21 protein-coding genes are annotated in these 25,255 nt (G+C 58.4%); 5 read left to right on the plus strand and 16 right to left on the minus strand.

What is annotated here, in order from left to right:
- Nucleotides 1-4: 4 nt before the first annotated feature.
- The 6 genes from thrC to G3M56_RS10660 all read right to left on the minus strand — a co-directional run bounded on the left by thrC (nt 5) and on the right by G3M56_RS10660 (nt 7,989).
- Nucleotides 5-1,102: a threonine synthase gene (gene thrC / locus G3M56_RS10635; protein ID WP_164362137.1), complete on the minus strand. Its 1,098-nt coding sequence runs from the start codon at nt 1,100-1,102 to the stop codon at nt 5-7.
- Between the two features lie 34 nt (nt 1,103-1,136).
- Nucleotides 1,137-2,444: a homoserine dehydrogenase gene (locus tag G3M56_RS10640; protein ID WP_164362135.1), complete on the minus strand. Its 1,308-nt coding sequence runs from the start codon at nt 2,442-2,444 to the stop codon at nt 1,137-1,139.
- Between the two features lie 262 nt (nt 2,445-2,706).
- Nucleotides 2,707-3,150, minus strand: coding sequence for a DoxX family protein (locus G3M56_RS10645; RefSeq protein WP_164362132.1), 444 nt, complete (start codon nt 3,148-3,150; stop codon nt 2,707-2,709).
- Between the two features lie 80 nt (nt 3,151-3,230).
- A complete protein-coding gene (locus G3M56_RS10650; RefSeq protein ID WP_164362129.1) occupies nt 3,231-4,316 on the minus strand; it encodes a peptidylprolyl isomerase in 1,086 nt (361 codons plus the stop codon).
- Between the two features lie 127 nt (nt 4,317-4,443).
- Nucleotides 4,444-7,308 (minus strand): aminomethyl-transferring glycine dehydrogenase, encoded by a 2,865-nt coding sequence (gene gcvP, locus G3M56_RS10655; RefSeq protein ID WP_164362127.1) that lies wholly within the window; start codon nt 7,306-7,308, stop codon nt 4,444-4,446.
- A 306-nt stretch (nt 7,309-7,614) separates the two neighbouring features.
- Nucleotides 7,615-7,989, minus strand: a complete 375-nt coding sequence (locus tag G3M56_RS10660; protein WP_164362124.1) for an NADH-quinone oxidoreductase subunit A — start codon at nt 7,987-7,989, stop codon at nt 7,615-7,617.
- Between the two features lie 559 nt (nt 7,990-8,548).
- Here G3M56_RS10660 and dinB point away from each other — a divergent pair.
- From dinB to G3M56_RS10675, 3 genes are all read left to right on the plus strand, one after another.
- Nucleotides 8,549-9,640, plus strand: coding sequence for a DNA polymerase IV (dinB, locus tag G3M56_RS10665; protein ID WP_235203392.1), 1,092 nt, complete (start codon nt 8,549-8,551; stop codon nt 9,638-9,640).
- A gap of 257 nt (nt 9,641-9,897) precedes the next feature.
- Nucleotides 9,898-10,998 carry a TIGR02597 family protein gene (locus G3M56_RS10670; protein WP_164362119.1) on the plus strand — a complete coding sequence of 367 codons (1,101 nt, stop codon included), beginning with the start codon at nt 9,898-9,900 and terminating at the stop codon, nt 10,996-10,998.
- Between the two features lie 32 nt (nt 10,999-11,030).
- Nucleotides 11,031-11,681 (plus strand): PEP-CTERM sorting domain-containing protein, encoded by a 651-nt coding sequence (locus G3M56_RS10675; RefSeq protein WP_164362115.1) that lies wholly within the window; start codon nt 11,031-11,033, stop codon nt 11,679-11,681.
- 98 nt (nt 11,682-11,779) lie between these two features.
- Here the strand turns inward: G3M56_RS10675 and G3M56_RS10680 are convergent, their stop codons facing one another.
- The 10 genes from G3M56_RS10680 to gap form a co-directional block, all read right to left on the minus strand.
- Nucleotides 11,780-12,652, minus strand: a complete 873-nt coding sequence (locus G3M56_RS10680) for an MYG1 family protein (protein WP_164362113.1) — start codon at nt 12,650-12,652, stop codon at nt 11,780-11,782.
- Between the two features lie 118 nt (nt 12,653-12,770).
- The gene (gene pyrE, locus G3M56_RS10685; protein WP_164362110.1) at nt 12,771-13,382 is read right to left on the minus strand and encodes an orotate phosphoribosyltransferase; all 612 of its coding nucleotides are present in this window, start codon (nt 13,380-13,382) and stop codon (nt 12,771-12,773) included.
- Nucleotides 13,348-14,130 (minus strand): orotidine-5'-phosphate decarboxylase, encoded by a 783-nt coding sequence (gene pyrF, locus G3M56_RS10690; protein ID WP_164362108.1) that lies wholly within the window; start codon nt 14,128-14,130, stop codon nt 13,348-13,350. The genes pyrE and pyrF overlap by 35 nt, the downstream gene beginning before the upstream one ends.
- A 356-nt stretch (nt 14,131-14,486) precedes the next feature.
- Entirely contained in the window at nt 14,487-15,491 is a 1,005-nt protein-coding gene (locus G3M56_RS10695; RefSeq protein WP_164362106.1) for a PhoH family protein, read from the minus strand.
- Nucleotides 15,492-15,622: 131 nt separating this feature from the next.
- Nucleotides 15,623-16,342 carry a hypothetical protein gene (locus G3M56_RS10700; RefSeq protein WP_164362104.1) on the minus strand — a complete coding sequence of 240 codons (720 nt, stop codon included), beginning with the start codon at nt 16,340-16,342 and terminating at the stop codon, nt 15,623-15,625.
- A 239-nt stretch (nt 16,343-16,581) separates the two neighbouring features.
- A complete protein-coding gene (locus G3M56_RS10705) occupies nt 16,582-17,391 on the minus strand; it encodes an aminotransferase class IV (RefSeq protein ID WP_164362102.1) in 810 nt (269 codons plus the stop codon).
- A 28-nt stretch (nt 17,392-17,419) separates the two neighbouring features.
- The gene (gene argC, locus G3M56_RS10710) at nt 17,420-18,472 is read right to left on the minus strand and encodes an N-acetyl-gamma-glutamyl-phosphate reductase (RefSeq protein WP_164362100.1); all 1,053 of its coding nucleotides are present in this window, start codon (nt 18,470-18,472) and stop codon (nt 17,420-17,422) included.
- A gap of 244 nt (nt 18,473-18,716) precedes the next feature.
- Nucleotides 18,717-19,508: a triose-phosphate isomerase gene (gene tpiA, locus G3M56_RS10715; RefSeq protein ID WP_164362098.1), complete on the minus strand. Its 792-nt coding sequence runs from the start codon at nt 19,506-19,508 to the stop codon at nt 18,717-18,719.
- A 135-nt stretch (nt 19,509-19,643) separates the two neighbouring features.
- Nucleotides 19,644-20,843, minus strand: a complete 1,200-nt coding sequence (locus G3M56_RS10720; RefSeq protein ID WP_164362096.1) for a phosphoglycerate kinase — start codon at nt 20,841-20,843, stop codon at nt 19,644-19,646.
- A gap of 266 nt (nt 20,844-21,109) precedes the next feature.
- On the minus strand, nt 21,110-22,114 hold the full coding sequence (gene gap / locus G3M56_RS10725; RefSeq protein ID WP_164362622.1) for a type I glyceraldehyde-3-phosphate dehydrogenase: 1,005 nt from the start codon (nt 22,112-22,114) through the stop codon (nt 21,110-21,112).
- A 271-nt stretch (nt 22,115-22,385) separates the two neighbouring features.
- On the opposite strand from gap, the gene fabG reads away from it, so the two are divergent.
- Together fabG and G3M56_RS10735 are read left to right on the plus strand one after the other, a co-directional pair.
- The gene (fabG, locus tag G3M56_RS10730; protein WP_164362094.1) at nt 22,386-23,132 is read left to right on the plus strand and encodes a 3-oxoacyl-[acyl-carrier-protein] reductase; all 747 of its coding nucleotides are present in this window, start codon (nt 22,386-22,388) and stop codon (nt 23,130-23,132) included.
- A 239-nt stretch (nt 23,133-23,371) separates the two neighbouring features.
- A complete protein-coding gene (locus G3M56_RS10735; protein WP_164362092.1) occupies nt 23,372-25,222 on the plus strand; it encodes a glycerophosphodiester phosphodiesterase family protein in 1,851 nt (616 codons plus the stop codon).
- Nucleotides 25,223-25,255 lie beyond the last annotated feature (33 nt).

Raw genomic sequence — 25,255 nt, forward strand, 5'->3', positions numbered from 1 at the left:
GACTCTACATCCCCAGCACGCCCAGCACGGAATCCGCGGATGCCCCGGCCTCGAGAATTTTTCCACCACCAGCAAATTCCATCGGCGTGTCAATATCCTTGAGTCCGTGACCAGTCACGGTGCAAACGACGGTAGCGGTGTCAGGCAACTTTGCAACCAGACCTTCATCAATCGCTGCCAGCAAACAGCCTACAGACGCCGCACTGGCAGGCTCCACGAAGATCCCTTCGTTGGCGGCCAACCACGCCTGCGCCTCAAGCAACTTGTCGTCGCTCAGCGCGCGGATCATTCCACCCGACTGCTCGATTGCTTCGTTCGCGCCCTTCCAACTCGCCGGATTACCGATCCGAATCGCGGTGGCTACCGTCTCCGGGTTGGTCACAACCTCACCACGCACAATTGGCGCAGCCCCCTCAGCCTGAGCACCCCACACCATCGGCAACGCACTCGACTTCCCAGCCAGATGGTACTCCCGATAGCCTTTCCAATAGGCAGTGATATTACCCGCATTGCCAACTGGAAGACAGTGCACGGTCGGAGCATCCCCCAACTCATCGATCACTTCAAACGATGCGGTCTTCTGCCCTTCGATACGGAATGGGTTGATCGAGTTGACCACCGCAATGCCATCGCGCTGCCCCAACTCGCGCACCAATTCGAGCGCATCATCAAAATTTCCATCGATCGCTACGACATCGGCACCGTAAACCACCGCCTGCGCAAGCTTGCCCATCGAGATCTTGCCCGCAGGCAAAAGCACGACACAACGCATCCCGGCACGCACCGCGTACGCCGCCGCCGCCGCCGAAGTGTTGCCAGTCGAGGCACAGATCACCATCTTGGCACCTTCCTCGGCCGCTTTGCTAATCGCCAACGTCATCCCGCGGTCCTTGAACGAACACGTCGGGTTCAAGCCCTCATACTTGATGAAGACCTGACGCTGAGCTCCAGCCAGAGCCGACAACTTCGGCACGTGGATGAGTGGCGTCGAGCCCTCGTTCAACGACACCACCGGTGTGGCGTCGCTCACAGGCAAAAACTCGCGGTAGCGGGAAATCACGCCGCGGTCGTGAAGAATCTTGGGGACGGAGGTCTGACTCATGGGGGGGGGTATTGTTTGAGGTTGAATCCTTGCCTTACAACTGCTCAACCCGCAGGTGCACCACCGGCGCGGTCACATAATCAAAGGCTTCAATCTCCTTAAGAGCAGCAAGCAGCGTGCCGTAACGGGACGCATGCAACACGAAGATCACTTCGTCGAACCCAGCTTCTTTCATCTCACCAGGCTTCAACGACGACGTGGCACGGATCCCGATACCATGCGCTGCCAAAGCAGTGGAAATCCCAGCAATCACGCCTGGCTGGTCGGTCACCGTGATGCGCAAATAATACTCACTCACCGTGTCCTCGATCGGCTTCACCTCGCCGTAATGACCGTGCGGGACAAAGCCCGGCCCGCGCTGGTGCGTGTCCACCGCGTACGCAGCATCCACCACATCCGCCAGCACGGAGCTGGACGTTGGGTCCTGCCCCGCGCCGCTGCCATAGTACAAACTCTCGCCGGAAGAATCGCCGTGCACCGCCACCGCGTTGAACACACCACTCACCGATGCCAAAATATGCTCGTTCGGGATCAATGACGGCTGGGTGCGCACTTCGATACGCCCCTCATCGTCCGCCTTCACTACCGACAACAACTTGATCGCGTAGCCCAAACGCTCGGCATAATGCACGTCGGAAAGAGACAATCCGTCGATCCCCTCAACGTGCAGGTCCTCGATCGACACCCAGCTACCATAGGCAATCGATGCCAAAATCGCCGCCTTGTGCGCAGCATCCCACCCGGAAATATCCAGATACGGATCCGCTTCGGCATAGCCCAGGTCACTGGCCTCTTTGAGAGCATCGGCGAAACTCAACCCGGCATCCGTCATGCGTGTCAGGATATAGTTAGACGTCCCATTGATAATGCCGTAAATCCCCGTCACATGGTTGCCGATCAGCGACTCACGCAACGCCTTGATGATAGGAATACCACCAGCGACTGCAGCCTCATAGAAAACCGGCACTCCTTTTTCGCCGGCACGCTTGAATATCTCCGCACCGCGCTCTGCAAGCAACGCCTTGTTGCCGGTAACCACAACCTTCCCCTGGTCGATCGCGTCCATCACCAGGTCGTACGCAGTATCCACGCCACCGATCAACTCAACGACGATGTCCACATCCTCCGAGCGGGTAACATCCTGCCAGTTGGTGGTCAGCGAGTCAGCAGGTACTCCGAAGGCTTTTGCTTTGGCCATATCGCGCACCGCCACCATCGGGATCGTCAACCGGATACCGCTCCGGCTTTCAATCAGGTCACGGTTGCGTTCAAGGTTACTCCAGAGTCCGCCACCCACGGTACCAAGTCCCGCGAGTCCGATTTTGATATGTTTGCCTGCCATGGTGGCGAACTATTGACCGCGCTCCCTGCGCACGCAAGCCCAGTCTGGTTTCGTGGAATACCAATTGAATGGTCAAATCGGCGGAATGGCGAAGAGCTTTTTCGGGTGAGGCAAGACGCGAACCGCGATGCTAGCGGGCTACCTGAGCGGTGAGCAACACAGCCTCAGTCAAAAAGATCCCGCCAAGATCACCCTCTTCACCCCACCTTCCTGCACTCCAACACCCATCGGCTCCGGCTAGGTGACCATCCATTTGGTATAATTAGCGTAAGCGCGAGTCCAACGCATAACGGCCGCCTCCTGTGATCGCCAACACGACAAACGCGAACATGTAAATGAGGGCTGGCTCTTTGGATGCGGTTACGCCCGGCCCGAGGAACAACGGATCGCCCGCATGCACGACAAATGCCGCCACCCCCATGGTAAACGCCAACACCAATGCCGAGAAACGCGTAGCCACTCCCAACACTAATAACAACGCGAATAGAGACTCTGCCGCGACTGCCCCCACCGCACTCACCTGTGAGTTCACCACCACCGCAGGAAACTTTGAAGTCATCCCGGACCAGTTGGTAATCAGCCCGCTAAGTTTCCCCATTCCATGCCCTAAAAACATCGCACCACCAAAGGCCACCCGCATCACCAGCAAACCAAAATAGACCGCAGAGTCACCACTGCCCGACGAGAAAAGAAATCGCATTGCCATAACACCCCTACCCTACGTCACACCTCAGGATCTAGCATAGGGAAAATCACCACAGCCCGCTCCGGACGCGCCCCCCACCGTCACTCCTTCACCGGAAAAGAATACGGCTCACGCATCATTTCGTAATCAATGGCCGACTCAGCCTCCCCTTCCATCACCCGCTTCACCGCGGCAATGTACTTCCGGTACTGTTGATAGGTCAGGTATTTGCGGATCTTGGATTCGACCTCGGCAAACTCCAACTGCCTCGCCGGGCGCATGTCCACCATGTCCACAATGTGCCAACCAATCCTGGATTGAACCGGAGCCGACATCTGCCCCGGCTGCAAAGACGCAAACAAGTCAGCTCCCAACCCCGTCGGCAAACGATCGGTCGCCACCCACCCTAGGTCACCGCCCGCCTCGCGGCTTGCCGGATCCTCGGAGACCTCAGCGGCAATCTCAGCAAACGCCACCTGCCCCGAGGATATCTTCGTATGCACATCGGCAATCTGCTCCTCCACCACTTTCGGATCCTTCCCCAGAGTCGTCAGGAAAATGTGCCGGACATGGTAACGCTCGGGCAACACGAACTCCTCCTTATGACTCTCGTAGTACGACAAAATATGCTCCTCAAGCGGCATCCGCTCCTGCCCACCTTTGATCAACTTGTCGACATACGCCACCTGCTGCATCCATTGGTCATAATGCGCACGCAACTTCTCCTCGTCCATTCCTGCAGCATCCAGAGCCGCCCGATACGCTGCATCATCCGGGTACTGATCGCGCACCTCGGCGATCTGCGAGTCAAGGGCATCCGGCGCCACCTCATACTCCGAGCGCACTCGCAGTTTACCTTCCAAAACCCGCTCCAATATCAGCTCCTGAACAATCAAAAGACGCATCTCGTACAACCGCTCCGGCGTCAGTTTCCCAGGATCCATCCCCTTGCGCCGCAGATGCCGGGCCAGATGCAGGTCCAACTCCGCTAGCGTCACCCCTTCTCCATAAACCACCGCAACCACCTTGGCATTGCGCGCCTTCTCCATCGCTGTCTCGGACTGAGGATTCAGTGCATCCAGCGTCCGCCGCAACGGCCCGTTGAACAGATAAAGATCGGCACCAATGTAGAGCAAACAAGTCAGATAGACTCCAAAGCGGACGGCCAGGTTGCGGTTGCTACTCATAATCGCTGCCAGCATGCGCGCGCCGCGCCAGCCACGCAAGCGGAACCCACAACCCGCAAAAAAGAAAAGCCGCGGGAGACCGATTGTCGATCTCCCGCGGCTATTAGGAACTTCTCAGGAAGCCCGCTTACTCAGCGTAGTCTTCCATCGGGGCGCAGGTGCAAACCAGGTTGCGGTCACCGAACACGTTGTCGATTCGGCTCACTGCAGGCCAGAACTTGTGGTTCTGCGTGTAGCTGTCTGGGAACACAGCGGTCTGACGGGAGTATGGATGATTCCACTCGTCAGCGGTCACCATGGCCGAGGTATGTGGTGCGTTCACCAGCGGGTTGTCCTCGCGGGAGAACTCACCAGCCTCGATCTGCTTGATCTCGTTGTGGATCGAAATCATTGCATCACAGAAACGGTCCAACTCCGCCTTCGACTCAGACTCGGTAGGCTCGATCATGAGCGTTCCCGCCACAGGCCACGACATGGTCGGCGAGTGGTAACCGTAGTCCATCAGACGCTTGGCGATGTCTTCCACGCCGACACCCGCGGTGTCTTGGAATCCACGCACATCCACGATGCACTCGTGAGCGATCAAATCGTTCAAGCCACGGTACACAATCGGGAACACAGTCTCCAATCGCTTGGCCACATAGTTCGCGTTCACGATCGCCAACTTGGTAGCTTCCTCAAGACCTTCAGCACCCATCATCGCGATGTACATCCAGCTGATGACGTCGATGCTCGAACTTCCCCATGGTGCGGCGCTCACAGCGGACTGCTCGCTTTCGCCCAGGAAACTGTGCCCCGGAAGGAATGGCACCAAGTGTTCAGCCACACCAATTGGGCCCACACCAGGACCACCACCACCGTGAGGAATGCAGAAGGTCTTGTGCAGATTCAAGTGGCACACGTCCGCTCCGATGAAGCCCGGGCTGGTCAGACCAACCTGTGCGTTCATGTTGGCACCGTCCATGTAGACCTGTCCGCCATTCGCGTGGATGGTTTCGCAGATCTTGATGATACCTTCCTCGAACACACCGTGGGTCGATGGGTAGGTGATCATCAACGCGGCAAGGGTGTCGGCGTACTTCTCGGACTTCGCGGTGAGGTCGTCGATGTCGATGTTGCCGTTCTCGTCACATGCCACAGGCACCACCTTGAAGCCAACCATCACTGCGGTCGCTGGGTTGGTTCCGTGAGCAGAGGTTGGAATGAGGCAGATCTTACGCTGATCGTCGCCATTCTTCTGATGGTACTTGCGGATTGCCAGCAATCCTGCGTACTCACCCTGCGATCCTGCGTTCGGCTGCAACGAAACCGCAGCAAAGCCAGTGATCTCCGACAACCAGTCGCTGAGCTGGGTGAACATTTCGATGTACCCCTTGGCTTGGTCCAGCGGAGCAAATGGATGCAATCCATTCACCTCAGGCCAGCTCACAGGGATCATTTCCGCGGTCGCATTGAGCTTCATGGTGCACGATCCGAGCGCGATCATCGACTCGTTCAATGCCAAGTCTTTGGTTTCGAGACGGCGGAGGTAACGCAGCATCTCAGTCTCGCTGTGGTAGCTGTTGAAGACAGGATGTGTGAGCACTTCGTCGCTGCGGAGCAACTCGGCAGGAAGGCTCAATGGAGCGTCGTCAGCAACATCTTCGCCAGCTCCCACAACGGCACGCTCGAGGCCGAACGCACTGATCAGCAAATCGATTTCGTGAGCGCTGGTCTTCTCATCAAGCGAGATACCAACAAGATCTTCGTCGATCTGACGCAGGTTGATACCGCGGTCGCAGGCTTCCTCAACGATCAACGCAGCTTTGCCACCGGTCTTGACGGTCAGGGTGTCGAACCACGTGTCATTCTGCAGTTCGAAACCACCGGCACGAAGACGCTCGGCCAGCTGGGTGGCGAATCCGTGGACGCGATGTGCAATCGCACGCAATCCGTCCGGACCGTGGTACACAGCGTACATCGACGCCATCACCGCCAGAAGCACCTGAGCGGTACAAATGTTGGACGTCGCCTTGTCACGGCGGATGTGCTGCTCACGGGTCTGAAGAGACAAACGGTAAGCAGGCTTGCCAGTGGTGTCGTGGCTGATGCCGATCACGCGGCCTGGCATCTTACGCACAAGCTTTTCGGTGCACGCCATGAAGGCAGCGTGTGGACCACCGAAGCCAAGCGGCACACCGAAGCGCTGGGTGTTACCCACCACGATGTCGGCACCCATTTCACCAGGAGCCTTGAGCACCATCAACGAAAGTACATCGGCAGCGACCACGGCCATGGCCTTCACCGCCTTCGCCTTGGCGAGGAACTCGGTGTAGTCCGCCACGGAACCGGTGGTATCCGGGTACTGAACCACCACTGCGAACAAGTTCTCAACCGACTCAGGATCGAATGTCTTCCAGTCCGCCACATGCACGTTCACGCCCAGTGGCTCGGCACGGGTTTGAATCACCTCGATGGTTTGTGGGTGGCAGCTATCCGCCACGAAAATGGTCTTCCCTTTACGGTTGGTCGCCAATGCCATGCTCATCGCCTCGGCAGCTGCGGTACCTTCGTCGAGCAACGACGCGTTGGCTGCTGGCAGACCAGTGAGATCGGTGATCATGGTCTGGAAGTTGATCAGCGCCTCGAGACGGCCCTGGGCGATCTCCGCCTGGTATGGCGTGTAAGCGGTGTACCAACCTGGATTCTCCAGAATGTTGCGAAGAATCACCGGTGGAGTCACGGTATCGTTGTAACCCATACCGATGTTGCTGCGCAGCACCAGGTTCTGGTTCATGATCCCGCGCAGGTCAGCCAACGCTTCCTGCTCGGTTCGGGCTGCTGGCAGGTTGAGCGGCTTGTCGAGACGGATACCCGGAGGCACGGCCGCATCGATCAAATCGCGCACGGATTCAAACCCAAGAAGGTCCAGCATTTGCTGGCGGGTATCGTCGACGGAACCCAGGTGACGGCGCGCGAATGCCCGCTGCGGAAACGAGATGTATGGCTGCATGGTATGGTTGCTTAAGTGAGAGAGGTTCAGTCAGAGGGAAAGCCCCCCGGCTGCCGGACTATCGGGGCAAATTCGCGATCCGCAACCTCTGATGGCACATCCCGACCAGCGGCTGATTCATCAGCCGAATCCACACCTACGCTGCATGACAGATCGACACTAAACCACTTGCTAGATACAGCCTCAAAGCCCCCACCCAATCCACACCCTGCGCGCCCACTCCAGACACAAAAAAAGCGCGCCAGCACGGAACCGATCCGCACTGGCGCGCCTGAGTAAAATCTTCGAATTCTCCGCTCCGGCTAATTACGCCTCGTTCCAATCGAGCGCCTTCTTGCGCAAAACGTAAACGTAGGCCACTGCCAGAATTCCCACGAAACTCAGCGCACTCCAGAATGGAACACTGCTCTCCTGGATCAACGAATTGAACTGAATCGCCCATGGGTAGAGGAACACCACCTCAATATCGAACAGCACAAACAACATCGCGATCAGGTAGAACTTCACGCTGAAACGTGGCTGACCATCCCCTACTGGCAACATGCCGCACTCGTACGCGCTGTCCTTCATCTTGTTGGACTTGGCGGAACGACCAGCCAAAACACTCACCACCAAAACCACGGCGGCGAAGCCAAAAGCGATCAACACTTGGAACAAAACGGGAAGGTAATCAGACAACATGACCGAGTAGAAAATATTGGTTCAGCCGCAGCATGCCCCTCGTCTAGCGTCCGGTCAAATCCGGAATCACCACAAATTCGGGCAACAGACTGCGGCTTCATTTTTCCACAGATTGCAAGGATTGACAGGATTTGCCCGCGGCAGCCTGGCACCACAGATCACCGCATGAACGGATACTACCTTCCCCGCCTAGAAACCGTTGCGTGCCCCGAACGGCACTAACTTAGGCCTCAGCGTCGTCAATTCCGCGCTGAAAGCGCGTCTCATACCAGACTGGGGTCAGCGAGCCTCAGGCGAGCCCCCCCCAGGTAAATACGCCCATCAATCTCCGGCCGACCGCGCGATACAGCCATGGCGCAGCAGCCTCCCCGATGACCGCTCCCGACACGACCAGACACCTTAAGTCAGCGACATTCTTGCGTGACCTAAACACGATCCAATAGCAGCGTTTGCTCATAGCCCACACGCAAAGAGCCCTTTTCCTTTTTGTGGCATTTCGTGATTTTTGTGGCCAACTCCCCCACACACCTGCCCAACATCCCGTCACTCTTCGAAATCCGTGGAAAAAGATTCCCCACCGTCCACCCCACCTCGCAAAATCATCCATATCGACATGGATTGCTTTTACGCGGCGATCGAAGAACGCGACCACCCCGAATACCGAGGCAAACCAATCGCCGTCGGCGGGTCGTCCCGGCGCGGCGTGCTTACCACAGCGAACTACGAGGCCCGTAAGTACGGCTGCCGCTCGGCGATGCCGGTTTTCAAAGCGAAGGAGCTCTGTCCCGAACTCATCATCACCCCGATCCGCTTCGACGTGTACCGCGAGGTCTCCGCTCAGGTCCGGGAAATCTTCTCCCGCTTCACGCCCCTCATCGAACCGCTCTCACTCGACGAAGCCTACCTCGACGTCTCCCACCGCCCGGAATCGGCCATCCAGATCGCAGCCACCATCCGTCGACTCATCCATCAGGAAACCAGACTCACCGCATCCGCCGGGATCTCCTACAACAAATTACTCGCCAAAATCGCCAGCGATTGGCGCAAACCCAATGGCCAATACGAAGTCACTCCCAGAGCCACCGCCGACTTCATGCACGCCCTCCCCGTCAAACGCCTGTGGGGTGTGGGCAAGGTCACCGCGGAAAAACTCCACGCTCTCGGACTCGAAACCTGCGCCGACGTCCTCAACCTGGACCCCATCACGCTCGCCCGCGAACTGGGACGCTTCGGCATGGAACTGCGCGAACAATGCCAGGGCATCGACACCCGCCCCGTCACCCCACACCGCGAACGCAAATCCCACAGCATCGAACGCACGTTTGAGCACAACATCGACAAGCTCGAACCCGCCGCCGCTACTCTCCAGAATTTGATCGACGACCTCTATCAGGAATTGCACGCAGCCGACCGCATCGAGCGCATCGCAGGCCTCGTCGTGAAGCTCAAGTTCGACGACTTCACCACCACCACCGCCGAACAAGCCGGAACCCAGTTCCTCCCTGACACCTTTCTCGCCCTGCTCGACGAAGCCTGGAACCGACGCGAATCCCCATCCGTCCGCCTCCTGGGCGTCGGCGTGCGCCTCGCGGCGGAAAAGGAAACCAATCACCCATCGCAACAACTCTCACTGGAGCTCCCACCCGCATAACCCGCATAACCCGCATAACCCGCGGAAATCCTCAGAAAATCCGCACAAACCAATGGTTCCAAGATGAATCCTCGGCTAATCCTCAACTTCAGGATTGACCCATTCTTCGAATCCCGCCAACTTTTCCCAACGTGCTGCGCTGGCGTGGGATCGATGCTTCTCGCTCGTTGCACAATTTTGTAGAATTCCCCAATACCTTCCGCAGCTGGCGCGTTTCACCCGCGAAACCAGCGTCTAGAACCCCAAACCCATACCGCGTGAAAGCCTACTTTCTCTCTACCGCTCTCGTCGCCGCCGGCATCGCCACTCTGATCCCGGACGCATCCGCAGCAACCACGGACCCTGTCGGATACAACACCGTCGAATGCCTGCCTAACTCCGACACCATCGTTGGCGTCCCTCTCCGCCAGTCCGGCAGCGTCGTCGGCACCGTCGACTCCATCGGCACCCCTGCCGCTGACGCTGTGACCATCACGCTCACCTCGGCCCCAAGCACCACGGACGACGCATTCGCTTTCTCGCACTACCTCCAGTTCACCTCTGGAACACTCAGCGGCCAGTACTTCACCATCGGTGCCAACAGCGGAACCACCGTCACCATCGACCTTAATGGCGGCGACGTTTCCACCGTCGCACAAAACGATACCGTCCGAATCGTCAAATATTGGACATTGGAAGAACTCTTCCCCGCCGCTCAAGCCACAACTGCGTTCGGCGAGGCCCCTGACTACGAACCCAACGGACACGCAATCTTCGCCAGCTCATCAACGAGCCCTCGCGGCCGCATGACCCAGCTCTTCCTTCTTGGATCTGACCTCGGAGTCAACAAGTCAGCGTCACAAATCTTCTACATCGCGAATGGACAATGGCAGACAGCAACCGGGTCTCCTACTACTGGAGACACCATCCTGCTACCAGACTCCTACTTCGTCATTCGTCATCCTGCAGCAGTCACACAGAGCACGAAGTTCACCTGCACGGGCGAGGTGGAACTTGGGACATTCTCGATCCCGCTCGTGACATCGTCATCCAGCACCAACGATATCGTAGTCGCCCTCCCTCGCCCAGTTGACGTAAAACTTAGCGAACTCAATCTTTTTGAATCCGGTGCATTCACTGCAAGTGCCGGAACTTCACCACGAGGTCGCAAGGACCTTCTCATCGTCTTCGACAACTCCACAGCAGGCTTGAACAAGACTGGTAGGATCTTCTATCACGACGGCACCAACTGGCTCGAAGCCACAAACAGCAACGCCATCTCGAACGATTTCGTAATCTCCGCAGGAACCGGCTTCGTCATCCGCAAAGTAGCGTCGACCGACGGATCCGTGGAATGGCTGAACACTCCATCTTACTAAGCCCTCAACACACCCCAACCAACCACCGAGTAATGAACCTCCATAAATCAGTCGCCGCAGCAGCTGCTCTCCTGACCACAGGAACCTCGTTCGCAGCCGTGACCATCACCTACGACATCCAGGCCCTTCGCGATCAGAATGGCATCGCCCAAAACGGATTGGTCTACGCCCTGATCGCTTCGGACTCAACCAACTCCCTCGCAAGCTCCACTGATCTTGCAGGAGCGACCCTCAGCGAAGGGGAAATCATTGGCGGAAAGTTTCAAATTTTCGAAGTTGGCACCACCGCTGAGGCATTGGGCAACCCAGGGAATGCCACTGGCACCGTAGCAGGTCTCACCTTAGGCAGTGGGGACGGCGCACTGATCCAAGGCAATTCATGGGGCATCTACTGGTTTGAGGGACTCTCCCAAGGAGGCCAGATCTTGAATGGAACTCGCTATGGAATGTTCACATCGACAGCGCTGGACCCAAGCTCCGGCGGCGAGATTGGAACTATCTTCCCTACCGACGGCACGTTGAACGCAAACGTATTCTACTTTGACACCGACAACTTCGGCGGAGTTTCACCGAGCGACTTTACTGCAAGCCTCACCGTAAACGCTGTGCCTGAGCCATCGACCGCACTGCTTGCATTCGCCGGCCTGGCAATCCCAGTGATGCGTCGCCGTCGTCGCGACTAATCCCAAGCGGATCAGCTAAGAACTACACAAAAATCCCCGCTCCTCGATTCGAGGAGCGGGGATTTTGCGTTCTAGATGAAACCTCTCGAGCGATGGCGTCAGGCGCCACGCAAGGCGAGTGTCAGCAACTCTTGCAGCCGCGCATGATCGGTGGACGAGGTCTTGGCAACAAACCCACGCACGTGCGCGAAGTGCACATCGTCACAGGCCTCGACCTGGGTGAAGTCCATCAACGGATGGTCATTGAAGCGCGACAACCCGTAGCCGCTGCCACGCCGGTCAGGGTAGACCATGGCGATCGTCGTCTGCTCCTTACCTGACTCCGCAATGAAGCGCTCAAGCCCGCCAGACGGCTCGCTCGGCATCGGTTCGGTGCGCGGTAGGAAAAGCACGTCGCGCTCGCCCTCAGGCGTCGGCAACTGCCACCACGAGGCATTGTCTGCGATAAACTGCAGCCGCTCGCGCTGACCACGCACAAACGTGACCAGGTCCTCGCCGATCATCTGCATCACATTCCACAGCGAATCTCCTGGACGATGAATATCCGAAGCCGCGAAGCGACGCGTCAACGTCACATCCACTGGCGAATGAAGACGGTGCAACGCATCGCGATCAACACCAAGATGCTTGGCTGTATCAACCGGACCGCGGCAGTCAAACCACTCAACCGCTTCCAGCCAACTGCAAAAGCGCTTGGCATCCTCGTACAGCCCGAAATGCTCGAGCACGAGACTCAAGGCACAGCGAGGCTCGGAGTCAGCGGGAAATTGATGGTGGTCGAAGTTCCCCCAGTTCGGCTCATGCGCACCACCCACATCCACCACCATCACCCGAGGGTCGTCGAGATCATCAGGCGTCGGCTCGGCACGCACAATTTCCACCGGATGGAAATGCGTCATCACAGCACACGCCAGGAACTCATCCATGTGAGCTCCGCCCGGGTGCGTCAAAATTCTAACAGGATCCCCCATACTCAGAAAAAAGTAAGCGAGCAGGAGCGGGAATGAATGAGGCGCCATGCATCCGGCAATCCTCGCCGGACTCTCACGACTCCCCTTCCCTGCTTCCTACTCGCTGCTAGCTATCCGCTTAGTCCACCTTCTTGGTGCCCGGGCGGACGGCTGGGATCGCCGCAAGTTCCGCAGGCACCTCGTCCGGAGCGTACGTTGGGAACACGATGTCCATGCAGCTCACCATCGGGTGGCCGAGGATCTCGTCGCGGCCGCTGCGGTTGACCACCACAAACACACCAGCAACTTCACCACCGAACTTACCGACGAACTGCTCAAGCTCTTCCAAGGTACCACCGGTGGTGATCACGTCTTCCACCATCAGCACGCGCTCGCCCGGCTCGATCGAGAAGCCACGCTTGAGCTCGAGCTCGTTGTCAGCGCCACGCTCGGCGTAGATGGTACGAGCATTCAATGCCAGGCCCACTTGCTGACCAACCGGGATGCCGCCAACAGCCGGCGACAGCACCACGTCGATCTGACCGAGCTCACGCATCGCGTCGACGCGCTGGTTGATCATCTCCTGCAGCTGCGCAGGATACTGGATCAGCTGGCCCTTCTTGACGTAGTGACCGCTGTGGCGGCCACTGGCGAGCTGGAAGTGGCCCTCGACGAGCGCACCGTAGGCTTTGAGCAGTTCTGCGGTCTCTTCCGCGTTAGTTGGCAAATTGGTTGGCAATGAGTTCTGCATAATACTTCGCTTGATCTGAAAATGAGTTTCCTTCTTCCGGGAACATGATCCCACGGGACACGTTGATCACAGTCGGCGCGTCGCGTTTCTCCGCCGCCAATCCTGCAAGATCCCCGCCCTGTGCACCGAGACCTGGAACGAGCAATGGCACGTCCGCCACGCGCTCCATCACCTCAGGCGCCACATTGGTCAATCCGACCACCAAACCGACCGAACCCGGAAGCCCTTCGTCGATACCACGCTGGCGGAACTCCTGAACCAACTCGAACACATAACGCCCGTCCGCCAACTTCTGGCGCTGGATGTCCTGCGAGCCAGGGTTCGATGTCACACCGAGCAGGTACACACCTTTACCCTCGTGGTGAAGAAACGGCTCGATGCTGTCGAAGCCCATGAACGGGCTCAGGGTCACGGCATCGACGTTCCAGTTTTCAAAGTAAGCCTTGGCGTAGTAGCGCTGAGTCTCGCCGATGTCGCCACGCTTGGCATCGAGAATCACCGGCAGATCTTCAGGCACCTCGCTAAGCAGCTCTTCAAGCAGCTCCACGCCCTTGATCCCCATAGCTTCGAAGTACGCCATGTTCGGCTTCAATGCGGCGGCATACGGTGCGGTCTCGGCAATCAGCCTGCGCAACACATCCTCTACCTTGCCGTCCATCAAGTCAGGACGCGGGTCAATCCCAACACACAAACGCGATCCGGTCTTGGCGATCCGGCGAGCCAGTTTTTGTTCGTAGTTCTCGGTCATGGTGAAACACGCACTGATAGCGCGAAATCCCCCGCCACGCTGCCGAAAAATCGTGAAAAAACAGGACAACACCAAATGCACCAACTTAACCCTCAGCGGCGTCAATTCCTCGCTGAAAGCGAGTCTCATACCAGCCTGGGGTCAGCGAGCCTCAGGCGAGTGCCACCCCAGGTAAATACGCCCACCAATCCCCGGCCGAGCGTGCGACTCCGCCAAGGCGCATCACCCACCCGCCGGCCGCTCCCTACACTGCGAGACACCCTGTCTTCGTGCCATTCAGAACAATACCAAATGACCGGTCACCTTGGCAGATCCACACCCGACCTACTCCCTACTGGCTACCCGCTACTCGAAAACTACTTCGAGCCATTCGGATCCACGGTAGACCCCTCTTTGCCCTCGCCGCCCGGGCGATGGCGCTCGTAGGCATCGATGATGCGCTGCACCACCGGGTGGCGCACCACATCCTGCCGCTCGAACTCGACAAAACCGATCCCTTCCACCCCCTTCAAAATACGGCGAGCTTCCACCAAGCCACTGCCCTGCTTGCCTTTGAGGTCGATCTGCGACGGATCCCCCGTCACCACACAGCGGCTCTCTTCGCCCATCCGGGTCAGGAACATCAGCATCTGCTCACGCGTCGTGTTCTGCGCTTCATCGAGAATCACAAACGAATCGTTCAGCGTGCGCCCACGCATGTACGCCAAGGGGGCCACCTCGATCTGACCTCGCTCGACAAACTTCTCAATCTCCTCGGCACCGCCCATATCGTACAGCGCGTCGTACAACGGACGCAGGTACGGGTAAATCTTTTCTTTCAGGTCCCCGGGAAGGAAGCCGAGCGCCTCGCCAGCCTCCACCGCAGGACGCGTCAACACCAACCGTCGGTAGTTGCCCTGGCGGATCTCATCCAGCGCCTTGGCCACCGCGAGGTAGGTCTTGCCGGTTCCCGCCGCACCCAAACCAAACACCACATGATGCTCGTCCATGGCCTGCAGATACTCGAGCTGCTTGCGCGTGCGTGCCCGCACCGCCGGCTTCCCTTGACCACCGACCAACTGCATCCGCGTGACCACTGTGGCGTCATCGGCGCTCCCTTGGCCCTCGCTCATCGCAGCAACCGCCATGCGAAAGCCCTCCGCCGTCACCTCACCACCCTGGCGCATCGACTTCTCAAGCGAAGCAAACAATGCAATCACGCGCTCGACACCGGCTTCAGGCCCGTGAAGCACAAGATCACTTCCGCGCGCTGCCGCCTTCACCCCGAATGCGTCCTGCAACCGACGCAACTCGTTGCTCGAGTTGCCAAAAAGCGCATGCAAAAACGCCGAACTCTCAAAACTTACTGTCTCTTTCACCATCACCCCCATCACGCAACTATATCAAAAAACAAAAAAATTGGCCGGCCTGGGCGGAAATCCTATCCGCCCACGGCGCGACCAACCAAATCGAAATCCCCCACCAAAGCAAGCCCAAGCGACCAGACCACACATCACGGCCGCGTGACGGTCACTCCGTCGCCGCCATTGCCACCATTTTCCGGCTCCGGCTCGTCGTCAGCTACCGTCTCATCCTTGTAACCCTGACCTCTCAGCTGGTTGGTCAATTCATCAACGATCTCATCGATCGTCAGGTTGCGGTGGTTCGCATCATCAGTGCGGCCTTCCTCGAACTTGAGGAAAAAGTCGAACACACCGGCAAATCCCAGATGGCGGGGAATCTCAGCTCCCTCGGCGCGCTCCTCCGCCCAAGCAACGGTACCGCCATTCAGCTTCGGTGCGACCCGAGTGCGAAAATCGGACAACGCAGTCTTGAATCCTTTACTCTTGGTCGCCTCGCCAAAACACACAAACGACGCACTCGAAGAGGTCACCAAATCCTCATCGTCGCCATCGGTCGGCACCGAGGGATCCTCACTGCGGGTGACCGCCGAAGCCTCGACCACCGAGTAGATGTCATCGTTCTTGCGCGCGAAGTACAGACGCCCGCCCTCTTCGACCACATTGTAGCTGCGCACGCCATTGTTGCGGTAGGCAAAGATGAACGTCCCCTCGCCTCCGACCACCGGGCACACGAAGTAGCCTTCGTTGTAGAAGTGCAGGTTCATCGTACGGATCGGCTCGATCTTGATCCGATAAATCAAGTTTTGAGCAGAAGCCGGCAACACACCAGCCACCAACCACACGAACGCCACAGCAAATAAAGATTTCATACGCACAAAGAACAGAATCAGAACCTAGCTCCCTATCGAAGCCTAAAGCCCATCGAATTGCAACGCCCGACCAAGCGCCTGGCGACAAGTATACTGTTTGAACAATTGGCCGCGACTACGCAATTCCAATCGACCAGCCAGGACGGCGCAGAGCTTTCTCGCGTGAGCCCCCACCCTTTGCCTGCGGGCTACCAGAGCTGTGAGCCACACCGCATCACCGCCCCCTTCAGGGCCACCGATCATTTGGCATCACAGCGCCAGGCGGCAACCGCCTGCACCACAGGCTCCACCAGCGCCGGATCTAATGCCCGCTCACCGAGCACACTTACCGGCTGCACACCCCGCAGCGACGACGTGAGAAACACAGCAGGCGCGCTCAGCACGTCCTCACGGGTAATCACCCGTTCATCACAAGCCAGCCCCGCATCTCGCAAGCGATCGATTACGACCTCCCGCATCACGCCAGGCAAACAACCCGATGCCAACTCAGGGGTCGCCACCGCCCCATCCGAGCCCACGACGAACACATTACTCGTCGCGCCCTCGGCGAGTTCGCCGCGGTGGTTGAAAAACAAAGTCTCGTCAAAACCTTCCGCCCTAGCCTCGCGGAGCGCCAATAGATTCTGCGCATAGGACGTGCACTTCACGCCAGCAAGCGCCGAGGACTCGTTCAGCACGTGGCCCATCAGCGCCACCTTCGCAGCAGCCGCTGGCTCGGGGGTGCTTTCCGCCGCCACCGTCACCACCGGCACACTGGCCGATTCATAGACTGAGATGCGCACGCGGGCACGTCCGGTGACCAGTCCATTGCGCTCCAACACAAGCCGACACCAACGCGTCAGCGTGCTCGCAGGCGGCACGTCTAATCCCAACGCCACAGCATTCGATGCAAGGCGCTCGTAGTGCCGCACAGCATGGTGCAGCCGCCCGTCCACCGCCAGCATGGTGGTGAACACGCCCATCCCCGTGGTGAGACCGGGTGCCGACGCAGCAATCGCCGGCGCCGAGCGTGGCACCGCCTCTCCATCTACGATGACAAAATCAGCCATACCCGTTTCAAAGGCTCGAAGCCAAGTCCTAGAGCAAGCCGGTGGTCTCGTCGATCCGGCGCATCAGGTTGAAGCTTTGCACCGATTGAGCTGCCGCCCCTTTCCACAGGTTGTCCTCGGCTGAGGTCAGCACCAGGCGCTTGGTGCGCGGGTCGTGATGCCAGCCGATGTCGACAAAGTTGGTCTGGCGCACGTGACGCGTGTCCGGGAATCCACCGTTGCCGAGCAAGCGCACGAATGGAGCGTTGCGGTAGACCGCTTCAAGCACGGCCTCCACCTGCGACATGCTGGTGCAGCGCGGTGCCAGCTCAGCCACAATTGTCGTGCAAATCCCCTGAGTGATCGGCACCAGATGCGGGATAAAGGTAATCTTCACCGGCTTGCGCGCGGCAATGGTCAGCTCCTGCTCGACCTCGCTCAAGTGACGGTGACGCGGCAATCCGTATGGGCGCACCGACTCGTTGCATTCAGCAAAAAGAAGCGGAATCGCCGCACTACGCCCGGCACCGGACACACCACTCATGGAGTTTACCACGATAGTATTCGACTCAATCAAACCGGAGCGGACCAGTGGGATCAATGGCAGCAACATGCTGGTTGGGTAGCATCCAGGCGATGCCACGATGCGCGCGTTGGCGATCTCCTTGGCACGAATCTCAGGCAATCCGTAGACTGCTTCTTTGAGCAAGGCCGGAGCCGGGTGCACTTTGTCGTAGAACTCGCGGTACACGGACGCCTCGTTCAAACGGAAGTCAGCACTGAGATCAATCACTTTCACGCCCGCTTCAAACAAAGGCACCGCATACTCGGCGGCCACGCCATGTGGCAATGCCAGGAACGCGAACTCGATGCCGGATTTCGCCAACTCATGAACCGACGGCGAGGTGAACTTCAATCCATCCGCACCAGGGTACGCCTTGAACTGCGGCAACACTTCCACCAACGATTTCCCCGCATTCTGACGCGACGTCACAGTCGTCAAATCCACGCCAGGGTGCTTCAACAAGATCCGCAATAACTCGATCCCGGAATACCCGCTGGCACCCACCACTGCTACTTTGGCTTTTTCGACGTCGCTCATAGTAATCACAAATTGGTTCGCTCACCCGTCCGCGCAAGTACTTCCTACGCCCAAAATCACCGATCCGTCCGATACCGATACCGATACCGATAAGGATAAGGACGGAGACCGAATCCACAATCAACCGCCGCAAACGAGACGACCTCTGAAAACTGCCAACTGAAAACTAGCAAACTTATAAAAAAAAAACGCGGGACGGCAGCCTGCCGTCCCGCGTTCCTTTGAAGTCTGGAATCCGATAGGATTAGCCATTGTTCTCGATCACCTCAACCACGTTGCGGATGATCTCGTAGAACGATGCTGGCTCAAGGCTGGCACCACCGACGAGTGCACCGTCGATGTCCGGCTGCGAGAGCAGCTCGGCTGCGTTGCCGCCTTTGACACTACCGCCGTACTGGATGCGGATCTTCTGAGCGGTGTCTTCACCGTAGAGTTCGGTGAGCACGCTGCGGATGAATGCGTGTGCCTCCTGCGCCTGGGCAGCGCTGGCGGTACGACCGGTTCCGATCGCCCAAACCGGCTCGTAAGCGATCACGACGTCGGTTGCACGACGTGGACCGATGCTGTCGAGACCTTTGACGATCTGACGCTTAAGCACCTCTTCGAGTTGACCACCGTCGCGCTCTTCGAGGGTTTCACCGACGCAGAAGATTGGCTTGAAGCGCACTTCCAAAGCGGTAAGCAGCTTCTTGTTGATGATTTCGTCGGTCTCACCGTAGATCGAGCGGCGCTCGCTGTGGCCGATGATCACGTATTCCACCGAAAGCTCCTTGAGCATCTTGGCGCTGATTTCACCGGTGAACGCACCAGCTGGCTCCGACGACATGTTCTGGGCACCGAGCGACACGCCATTGGTTGCGCTGAGACCTTCTGCCACCGCAGGGATGGTCACGAATGGCGGGCAGATCACGGCTTCCACTGGAAGCTCGCGGGTAAAGTTGCGCAGGAACGGACGCAGGAACTCACCCGACTCAGCAGGTGTCATGTGCATCTTCCAGTTCGCGGCGATGATCGGTTTACGATGTGATGGTTTCATTGAGTAATTAAACGCTTGGAGAGAATTGAAAATTCGCCACCGGACGGCTAGCTGCAATTGGCAGGAAAAGCAAGCCAGCGGCGCAAACAACCCGGCGAATGAAGGTCCCCCTCCATCCGCCGGGCCATTTTAGAATTAGGCATCGGTCAAAGCAGCCACACCTGGCAGCTCTTTTCCTTCGAGCAACTCGAGGGACGCACCGCCACCGGTCGAGATGAAGGTCACTTCGTCGGCAAGACCGAACTTGTTCACGGCGGTCACCGAGTCACCACCACCGATGATGCTCACTGCGTCGGACTTGGCCACGGCCTCTGCCACCGCCTTGGTTCCCTTGGCAAACGCATCGATCTCGAACACACCCATTGGTCCGTTCCAAACGATGGTCTTGGCGTCGAGAAGCACCTTGGTAAAGTCTTCGATCGCTTTGTCGCCGATGTCGATACCTTCCCACTCAGGGTCGATCGCTGGACCTTCGGTCACGCGGGTCTCGGCGCCTTCTTTGAACTCCTGGGTCATGCGGGTATCCGCAGGGAGGTGGAATGCCACGCCCTTGGCTTCGGCCTTGGCGAGAATGTCGCGGGCGAGGTCCAGCTTGTCGTCTTCGACCAAGCTCTTACCGATTTCGTAGCCCTGCGCCTTGCGGAAGGTGTAGGTCATTGCGCCACCGATGATGAACGCATCCGCCTTCTCAAGGAGCGCGGTGATCACTTCGATCTTATCGGAAACTTTCTTACCACCCATGATCACCACGAATGGACGCTCAGCCGACTCAAGCTCGTCCTTGAGGTACTTGAGCTCGCGCTGAAGCAGGTAACCGGCAGCCGCCTGATCGACGTACGATGCCACACCAGCGGTCGATGCGTGGGCGCGGTGCGCGGTACCGAATGCATCGTTGACGTACACGTCAGCCAACTTGGCAAGAGCAGCGGAGAAATCCGCATCGTTCTTCTCTTCCTCGCTGTGGAAACGCAGGTTCTCGAGCAAAAGCACATCGCCCGCAGCCAGACCAGCGGCAGCAGCTTCCACGGACTCACCCACGCAATCATCAGCGAAGGTCACGTCCTTACCAAGGAACTCACCGAGCTTGGCAGCAACCGGAGCCAGCGAGTACTTCGCCACGCGCTCGCCCTTCGGACGACCGAGGTGCGACATAAGGATCACTTTGGCACCACCGTCGATCAGGTGCTTGATGGTTGGAAGGGCACCTTCGATGCGGGTGGTGTCGGTGATCACTCGGGTTCCGTCTTCCTGCTCCTTGAGAGGAACATTGAAATCGACGCGAACGAGGACGCGCTTACCAGCAACGTCGAGGTCTTGAACATTCAGCTTAGCCATGATGATAGATTGCGGTGATGCGGATGGGAGTCGGTCAATAAGAAGAAGTGCTGTCATCCGAACCAGCCACCTCTTCGGAAAATCGTTCGGCAAGTCGAGCCCGCTACGCGCGGCGACCGCCATGGGATGTGCTCAAGATTCAAAAAAAGCCCATCGGCAAGTGCTCATCCATGACTCGCGATAGGCCTAAAAAAACCGGGCGTGGCGCGGGAGAACAACGGAATGTTCGTCGCAGCCACGCCCGGCAAAAGTTAGGTCAACTCGGATTAGAGACCTTTGCTGAGGAGCTCGAGAGCGTCCACTGCACGGTTCGAGTAGCCCCACTCGTTGTCGTACCACGAGCAAACCTTCACGAAGTTACCTTCGAGGGTCATGGTGCAACCTGCGTCGAACACCGACGAGTGTGGGTTGCTGACGATGTCCTGGAGCACGAGTGGATCCTCGGAGTACTCGAGCACACCCTTCATGCGGCCTTCGGAAGCTTCCTTGAATGCTGCGTTGATTTCCTCAACCGATGCTTCGGTCTTGAGGATGGCAACGAAGTCGGTAAGGGAACCGGTTGGGGTTGGAACGCGGTAGGCGCCACCGTTGAGCTTGCCCTTCATCTCTGGGATGACGAGGCCGATTGCACGTGCAGCACCGGTCGACGATGGAACGATGTTCACAGCAGCCGAGCGTGCGCGGCGGAGGTCGCCGTGAGGAGCGTCGAGGAGACGCTGGTCACCGGTGTAGCTGTGGATGGTGCTCATGAAGCCCTTCTCGATGCCCCACTTGTCGTTGAGGACTTTGACGAGAGGTGCCAAGCAGTTGGTGGTGCAGGATGCGTTCGACACGATGTTGTGCTGTGCCGGATCGTAGAGCTCTTCGTTGATACCGATGCAGATGGTAAGGTCTGGGTCGGTAGCAGGAGCGGAAATGAGAACCTTCTTGGCACCAGCGTCGATGTGCTTCTGCGAACCTTCACGGCTGCAGAAGAAACCGGTCGACTCGAGCACCACGTCCACGCCGAGCTCACCCCATGGAAGAGCAGCTGGGTCGCGCTCGGCAAGAGCTGCGATCTTGTGACCATTGACGATGATGAACTCGTCGTCGTAGCTGACTTCGCCGTCAAACTTACCCTGGGTCGAGTCGTACTTGAGCAGGTGTGCAAGTGTCTTGTTATCGGTCAGGTCGTTGATAGCAACGACGTTCTTGAGTTGCTCGTCGGACATCGCGCGAAGCACGTTGCGTCCGATCCGTCCGAATCCGTTAATAGCGATTTTAGCCATGATCTGTGGATGTTAAGGTACTCCGGATGCCTTCTCCGAAGGATTTCCGCGGGCGATGGATTTATTAATTAGCCGCCCGTAGGATAAAGCCAAGGTAGACGCCTCACGCACCCCGTCAACCGACAGATGGTTAAGAAAGGTTGCATTTGCCCCGATTCCTGAACGCAGGGTGCAAATCCCCACCCACCACGCCGGAATCCGCCTGCTTTTCGCTGTGCCGATTCCTTGATCCGTCAATCTTGCGTTCCCCTAAGACCTCACCTACGGTGCGCGCATGCAGTGTTTGAAAGACCGTATCGCAGTCGTTACCGGTGCCGGACGTGGCATCGGTGAAACCATCGCCCGCACCCTCGCAGCCGCTGGCGCCAAAGTCGCCGTGGTAAGCCGTACCGAAGCCAACTCCGCCAAAGTGGCAGATGCCATCAACGCCGAGTTCCCGGGCGCAGCCAAGCCCTATGCAGTAGACGTCGCTGACTTCGCAGCCACTCAGGAAGCCGGCAAGCAGATCCTCGCCGACTTCGGTGGCATCGACATCATCGTCAACAACGCAGGCATCACCCGCGATGGTCTCTTCCTGCGCATGAAGGAAGACGACTGGGACACCGTGCTCGACGTCAACCTCAAGGGCGCATTCAACACCGTCAAAGCATTCTCCAAGCAGATCCTGCGCTCGAAGGCCGGCCGTATCATCAACATCTCGTCGGTCATCGGCCTCATGGGCAACGCCGGCCAGACCAACTACGCCGCATCGAAGGCCGGCCTCATCGGTATGAACAAATCCCTCGCCCGTGAGTTCGCATCCCGCGGCGTCACCGCCAACACCATCTGCCCAGGCTTCATCGTCACCGACATGACCGATGAACTCACCGAGGACATGCAGAACCAGATCAAATCCGGCATCCCTCTCGCCTCGTTCGGCCAAACCGAGGACATCGCCAACACCGTGCGCTTCCTCGCCAGCGACGAAGCACGCTACATCACCGGCCAGACCATCGCTGTCGATGGCGGCATGACGATGTAGTGCCCGGTTATTTGGAATTAGGTATCAGGGCTTGGGGATGATCAGCGCGCTGGTGCGCGGAGAATCCAAACAACCTCGCTCACCAGAGCGACACTTCTCCCACCAATCCCTAGTCCCGAATACCTAATACCCAGCCACCATTTTCCACCCGCGCTGCATCTTGTGGCGCGGGTGGTTTTGTTTTCACCCGCCCAAATCAAAACCTTTTAGCCGGAAGCCAAGTCGCCTATAACCAAGAGATGGGCCAGATCAAAGCGCAGCTAACCGATGCTTGGGAGTTTCTCACCAAGCGCGGCGCATGGCGCCCGATGCTCACAGTGCATATCGCGGTCCTGCTGCTCTCGGCATTGCTGTTCACCCCGATCACCGCGGCCACCGTCCGCACCTTGGTCTCCCTCTCCGGCCGCGCCGCGCTTAGCGACACGGAGATCGCATCGTTCCTGCTCAACCCGGCAGGCGCCATCGCCGCTCTAGCGATCACATCCATCGCTCTGACCATCGCGATCCTGGACTACGCGGCGCTAATGACCACGGCCTGGGCCTTGCATCGGGGTGAACCCGCCACCCTCATGGCAACCGCCGCCAGAATCCGAGGCACCGCCCCCGCTCTGGTCAAACTCGCGCTGCGCCTCATCCTGCGTTGCCTCGCCGCCGCACTTCCATTCATCGCCGGCATTGGAGCCACCTACTGGGGTTTGCTGCGCCACAACGACATCAACTACTACCTCGCCGAGCAGCCGCCGGAGTTCATCACTGCGGTCATTATTGCCACCTTGTTACTCATCGCACTTGGTGTCGTGTTGATTCAAATCACGGTCTCTTGGTTTTATGCGCTGCCGCTGGTGCTCTTCCGCCACGAGTCATCCAAACAAGCCAAAGCCCACAGCGAAGAGACGACCAAAGGGCAGCGCAAAGCCATCGCAATGTGGCTCGGGCTCTGGATCTTCGGCACCCCCATTCTCATCTCACTTCTCAACAGCCCACTCACCTTTGGCGCTCGCTGGCTGATCCCACACCTTCGCGATCACCTGCCGGCATTGTCACTCGCCCTAGGGTCGGCATTAGTCCTCACCACGACCTTGTCGTTTCTAACCGGCTTCGCAACTCTGTCTCTCCTCGCCTACCGCAACGTGCGAATGTTCGCAGCCGCAGGCCTGGACCTCCCCACCACCGACAGCCCAAAGCCCGAAGCCAAACCTCACGTCCCACTCGGCGAAAAGTCACTCCTCGCTTTAGCCGCATTGGTTTTGCTCTTCTCCGGCGCCCTCACCTACCGATGGCTCGGTCAAATCCAGATGCGCGACGAGACTCTGATCATCGCCCACCGCGGCGCATCCGCCACCGCCCCGGAGAATACAATGGCGGCCATCTACCAAGCACTTGAGGATGGCGCTCATTGGGTGGAAATCGACGTCCAGGAGACCGCCGACGGCGAGATCGTACTCTTCCACGACAGCGACTTCAAGCGCGTCGGGCGCACCGCTCTGAACATATGGGACGCCCAATCGTCCGATCTGGACCAAATCGAAATCGGCTCGTGGTTCGCCCCTGAATTTGCAAGCGAGACCACCCCCACCCTTCGCCAAGCTCTGGAAGCCTGTCGCAACCGCGCCGGCGTTCTTATCGAACTCAAATATTACGGTCACGATGAAATGCTAGAGCAACGAGTGATCAACATCGTCGAAGACCTGCAGATGGTCGACCAAGTCATGATTATGTCCCTCCAACGCCCGGGCATCGAGAAAGTTCGCCAATTGCGCCCGGATTGGAAAATCGGGCTTCTCTCGTCCGTCGCAGTCGGCGATCTCACCCGTCTCGACGTCGACTTCCTCGGCCTCAACGCACGCGCCGCAACCAAGCCGCTGATTGAACGCGCCCACCGCGCGGGTATCGACGTCTTCGTCTGGACCGTCAACGACCCAATTTCAATGTCGTCACTCACCTCGCGCGGCGCCGACGGATTAATCACCGACAAGCCAGCACTCGCCCGCGACGTGCTGCAACAACGCAAGGACCTCAACCCAGGCGAACGCCTGCTACTCGAACTCGCCCACATCTTCGGCAGCCCCAGCCGCCAGCTGGAACAGTAATCACGAATGGCACTAACTTAGGGCATCTCGTCG

It is taken from the genome of Sulfuriroseicoccus oceanibius, assembly GCF_010681825.2.
Taxonomy (GTDB): domain Bacteria; phylum Verrucomicrobiota; class Verrucomicrobiia; order Verrucomicrobiales; family SLCJ01; genus Sulfuriroseicoccus; species Sulfuriroseicoccus oceanibius.

Bases quoted from the DNA above. Each gene is read 5' to 3' on its own strand.
- thrC (WP_164362137.1), bottom strand. From the start codon at position 1,102: ATGAGTCAGACCTCCGTCCCCAAGATTCTTCACGACCGCGGCGTGATT.
- G3M56_RS10640 (WP_164362135.1), bottom strand. From the start codon at position 2,444: ATGGCAGGCAAACATATCAAAATCGGACTCGCGGGACTTGGTACCGTG.
- G3M56_RS10645 (WP_164362132.1), bottom strand. From the start codon at position 3,150: ATGGCAATGCGATTTCTTTTCTCGTCGGGCAGTGGTGACTCTGCGGTC.
- G3M56_RS10650 (WP_164362129.1), bottom strand. From the start codon at position 4,316: ATGAGTAGCAACCGCAACCTGGCCGTCCGCTTTGGAGTCTATCTGACT.
- gcvP (WP_164362127.1), bottom strand. From the start codon at position 7,308: ATGCAGCCATACATCTCGTTTCCGCAGCGGGCATTCGCGCGCCGTCAC.
- G3M56_RS10660 (WP_164362124.1), bottom strand. From the start codon at position 7,989: ATGTTGTCTGATTACCTTCCCGTTTTGTTCCAAGTGTTGATCGCTTTT.
- G3M56_RS10675 (WP_164362115.1), top strand. From the start codon at position 11,031: ATGAACCTCCATAAATCAGTCGCCGCAGCAGCTGCTCTCCTGACCACA.
- G3M56_RS10680 (WP_164362113.1), bottom strand. From the start codon at position 12,652: ATGGGGGATCCTGTTAGAATTTTGACGCACCCGGGCGGAGCTCACATG.
- pyrE (WP_164362110.1), bottom strand. From the start codon at position 13,382: ATGCAGAACTCATTGCCAACCAATTTGCCAACTAACGCGGAAGAGACC.
- pyrF (WP_164362108.1), bottom strand. From the start codon at position 14,130: ATGACCGAGAACTACGAACAAAAACTGGCTCGCCGGATCGCCAAGACC.
- G3M56_RS10695 (WP_164362106.1), bottom strand. From the start codon at position 15,491: ATGGTGAAAGAGACAGTAAGTTTTGAGAGTTCGGCGTTTTTGCATGCG.
- G3M56_RS10700 (WP_164362104.1), bottom strand. From the start codon at position 16,342: ATGAAATCTTTATTTGCTGTGGCGTTCGTGTGGTTGGTGGCTGGTGTG.
- G3M56_RS10705 (WP_164362102.1), bottom strand. From the start codon at position 17,391: ATGGCTGATTTTGTCATCGTAGATGGAGAGGCGGTGCCACGCTCGGCG.
- argC (WP_164362100.1), bottom strand. From the start codon at position 18,472: ATGAGCGACGTCGAAAAAGCCAAAGTAGCAGTGGTGGGTGCCAGCGGG.
- tpiA (WP_164362098.1), bottom strand. From the start codon at position 19,508: ATGAAACCATCACATCGTAAACCGATCATCGCCGCGAACTGGAAGATG.
- G3M56_RS10720 (WP_164362096.1), bottom strand. From the start codon at position 20,843: ATGGCTAAGCTGAATGTTCAAGACCTCGACGTTGCTGGTAAGCGCGTC.
- fabG (WP_164362094.1), top strand. From the start codon at position 22,386: ATGCAGTGTTTGAAAGACCGTATCGCAGTCGTTACCGGTGCCGGACGT.
- G3M56_RS10735 (WP_164362092.1), top strand. From the start codon at position 23,372: ATGGGCCAGATCAAAGCGCAGCTAACCGATGCTTGGGAGTTTCTCACC.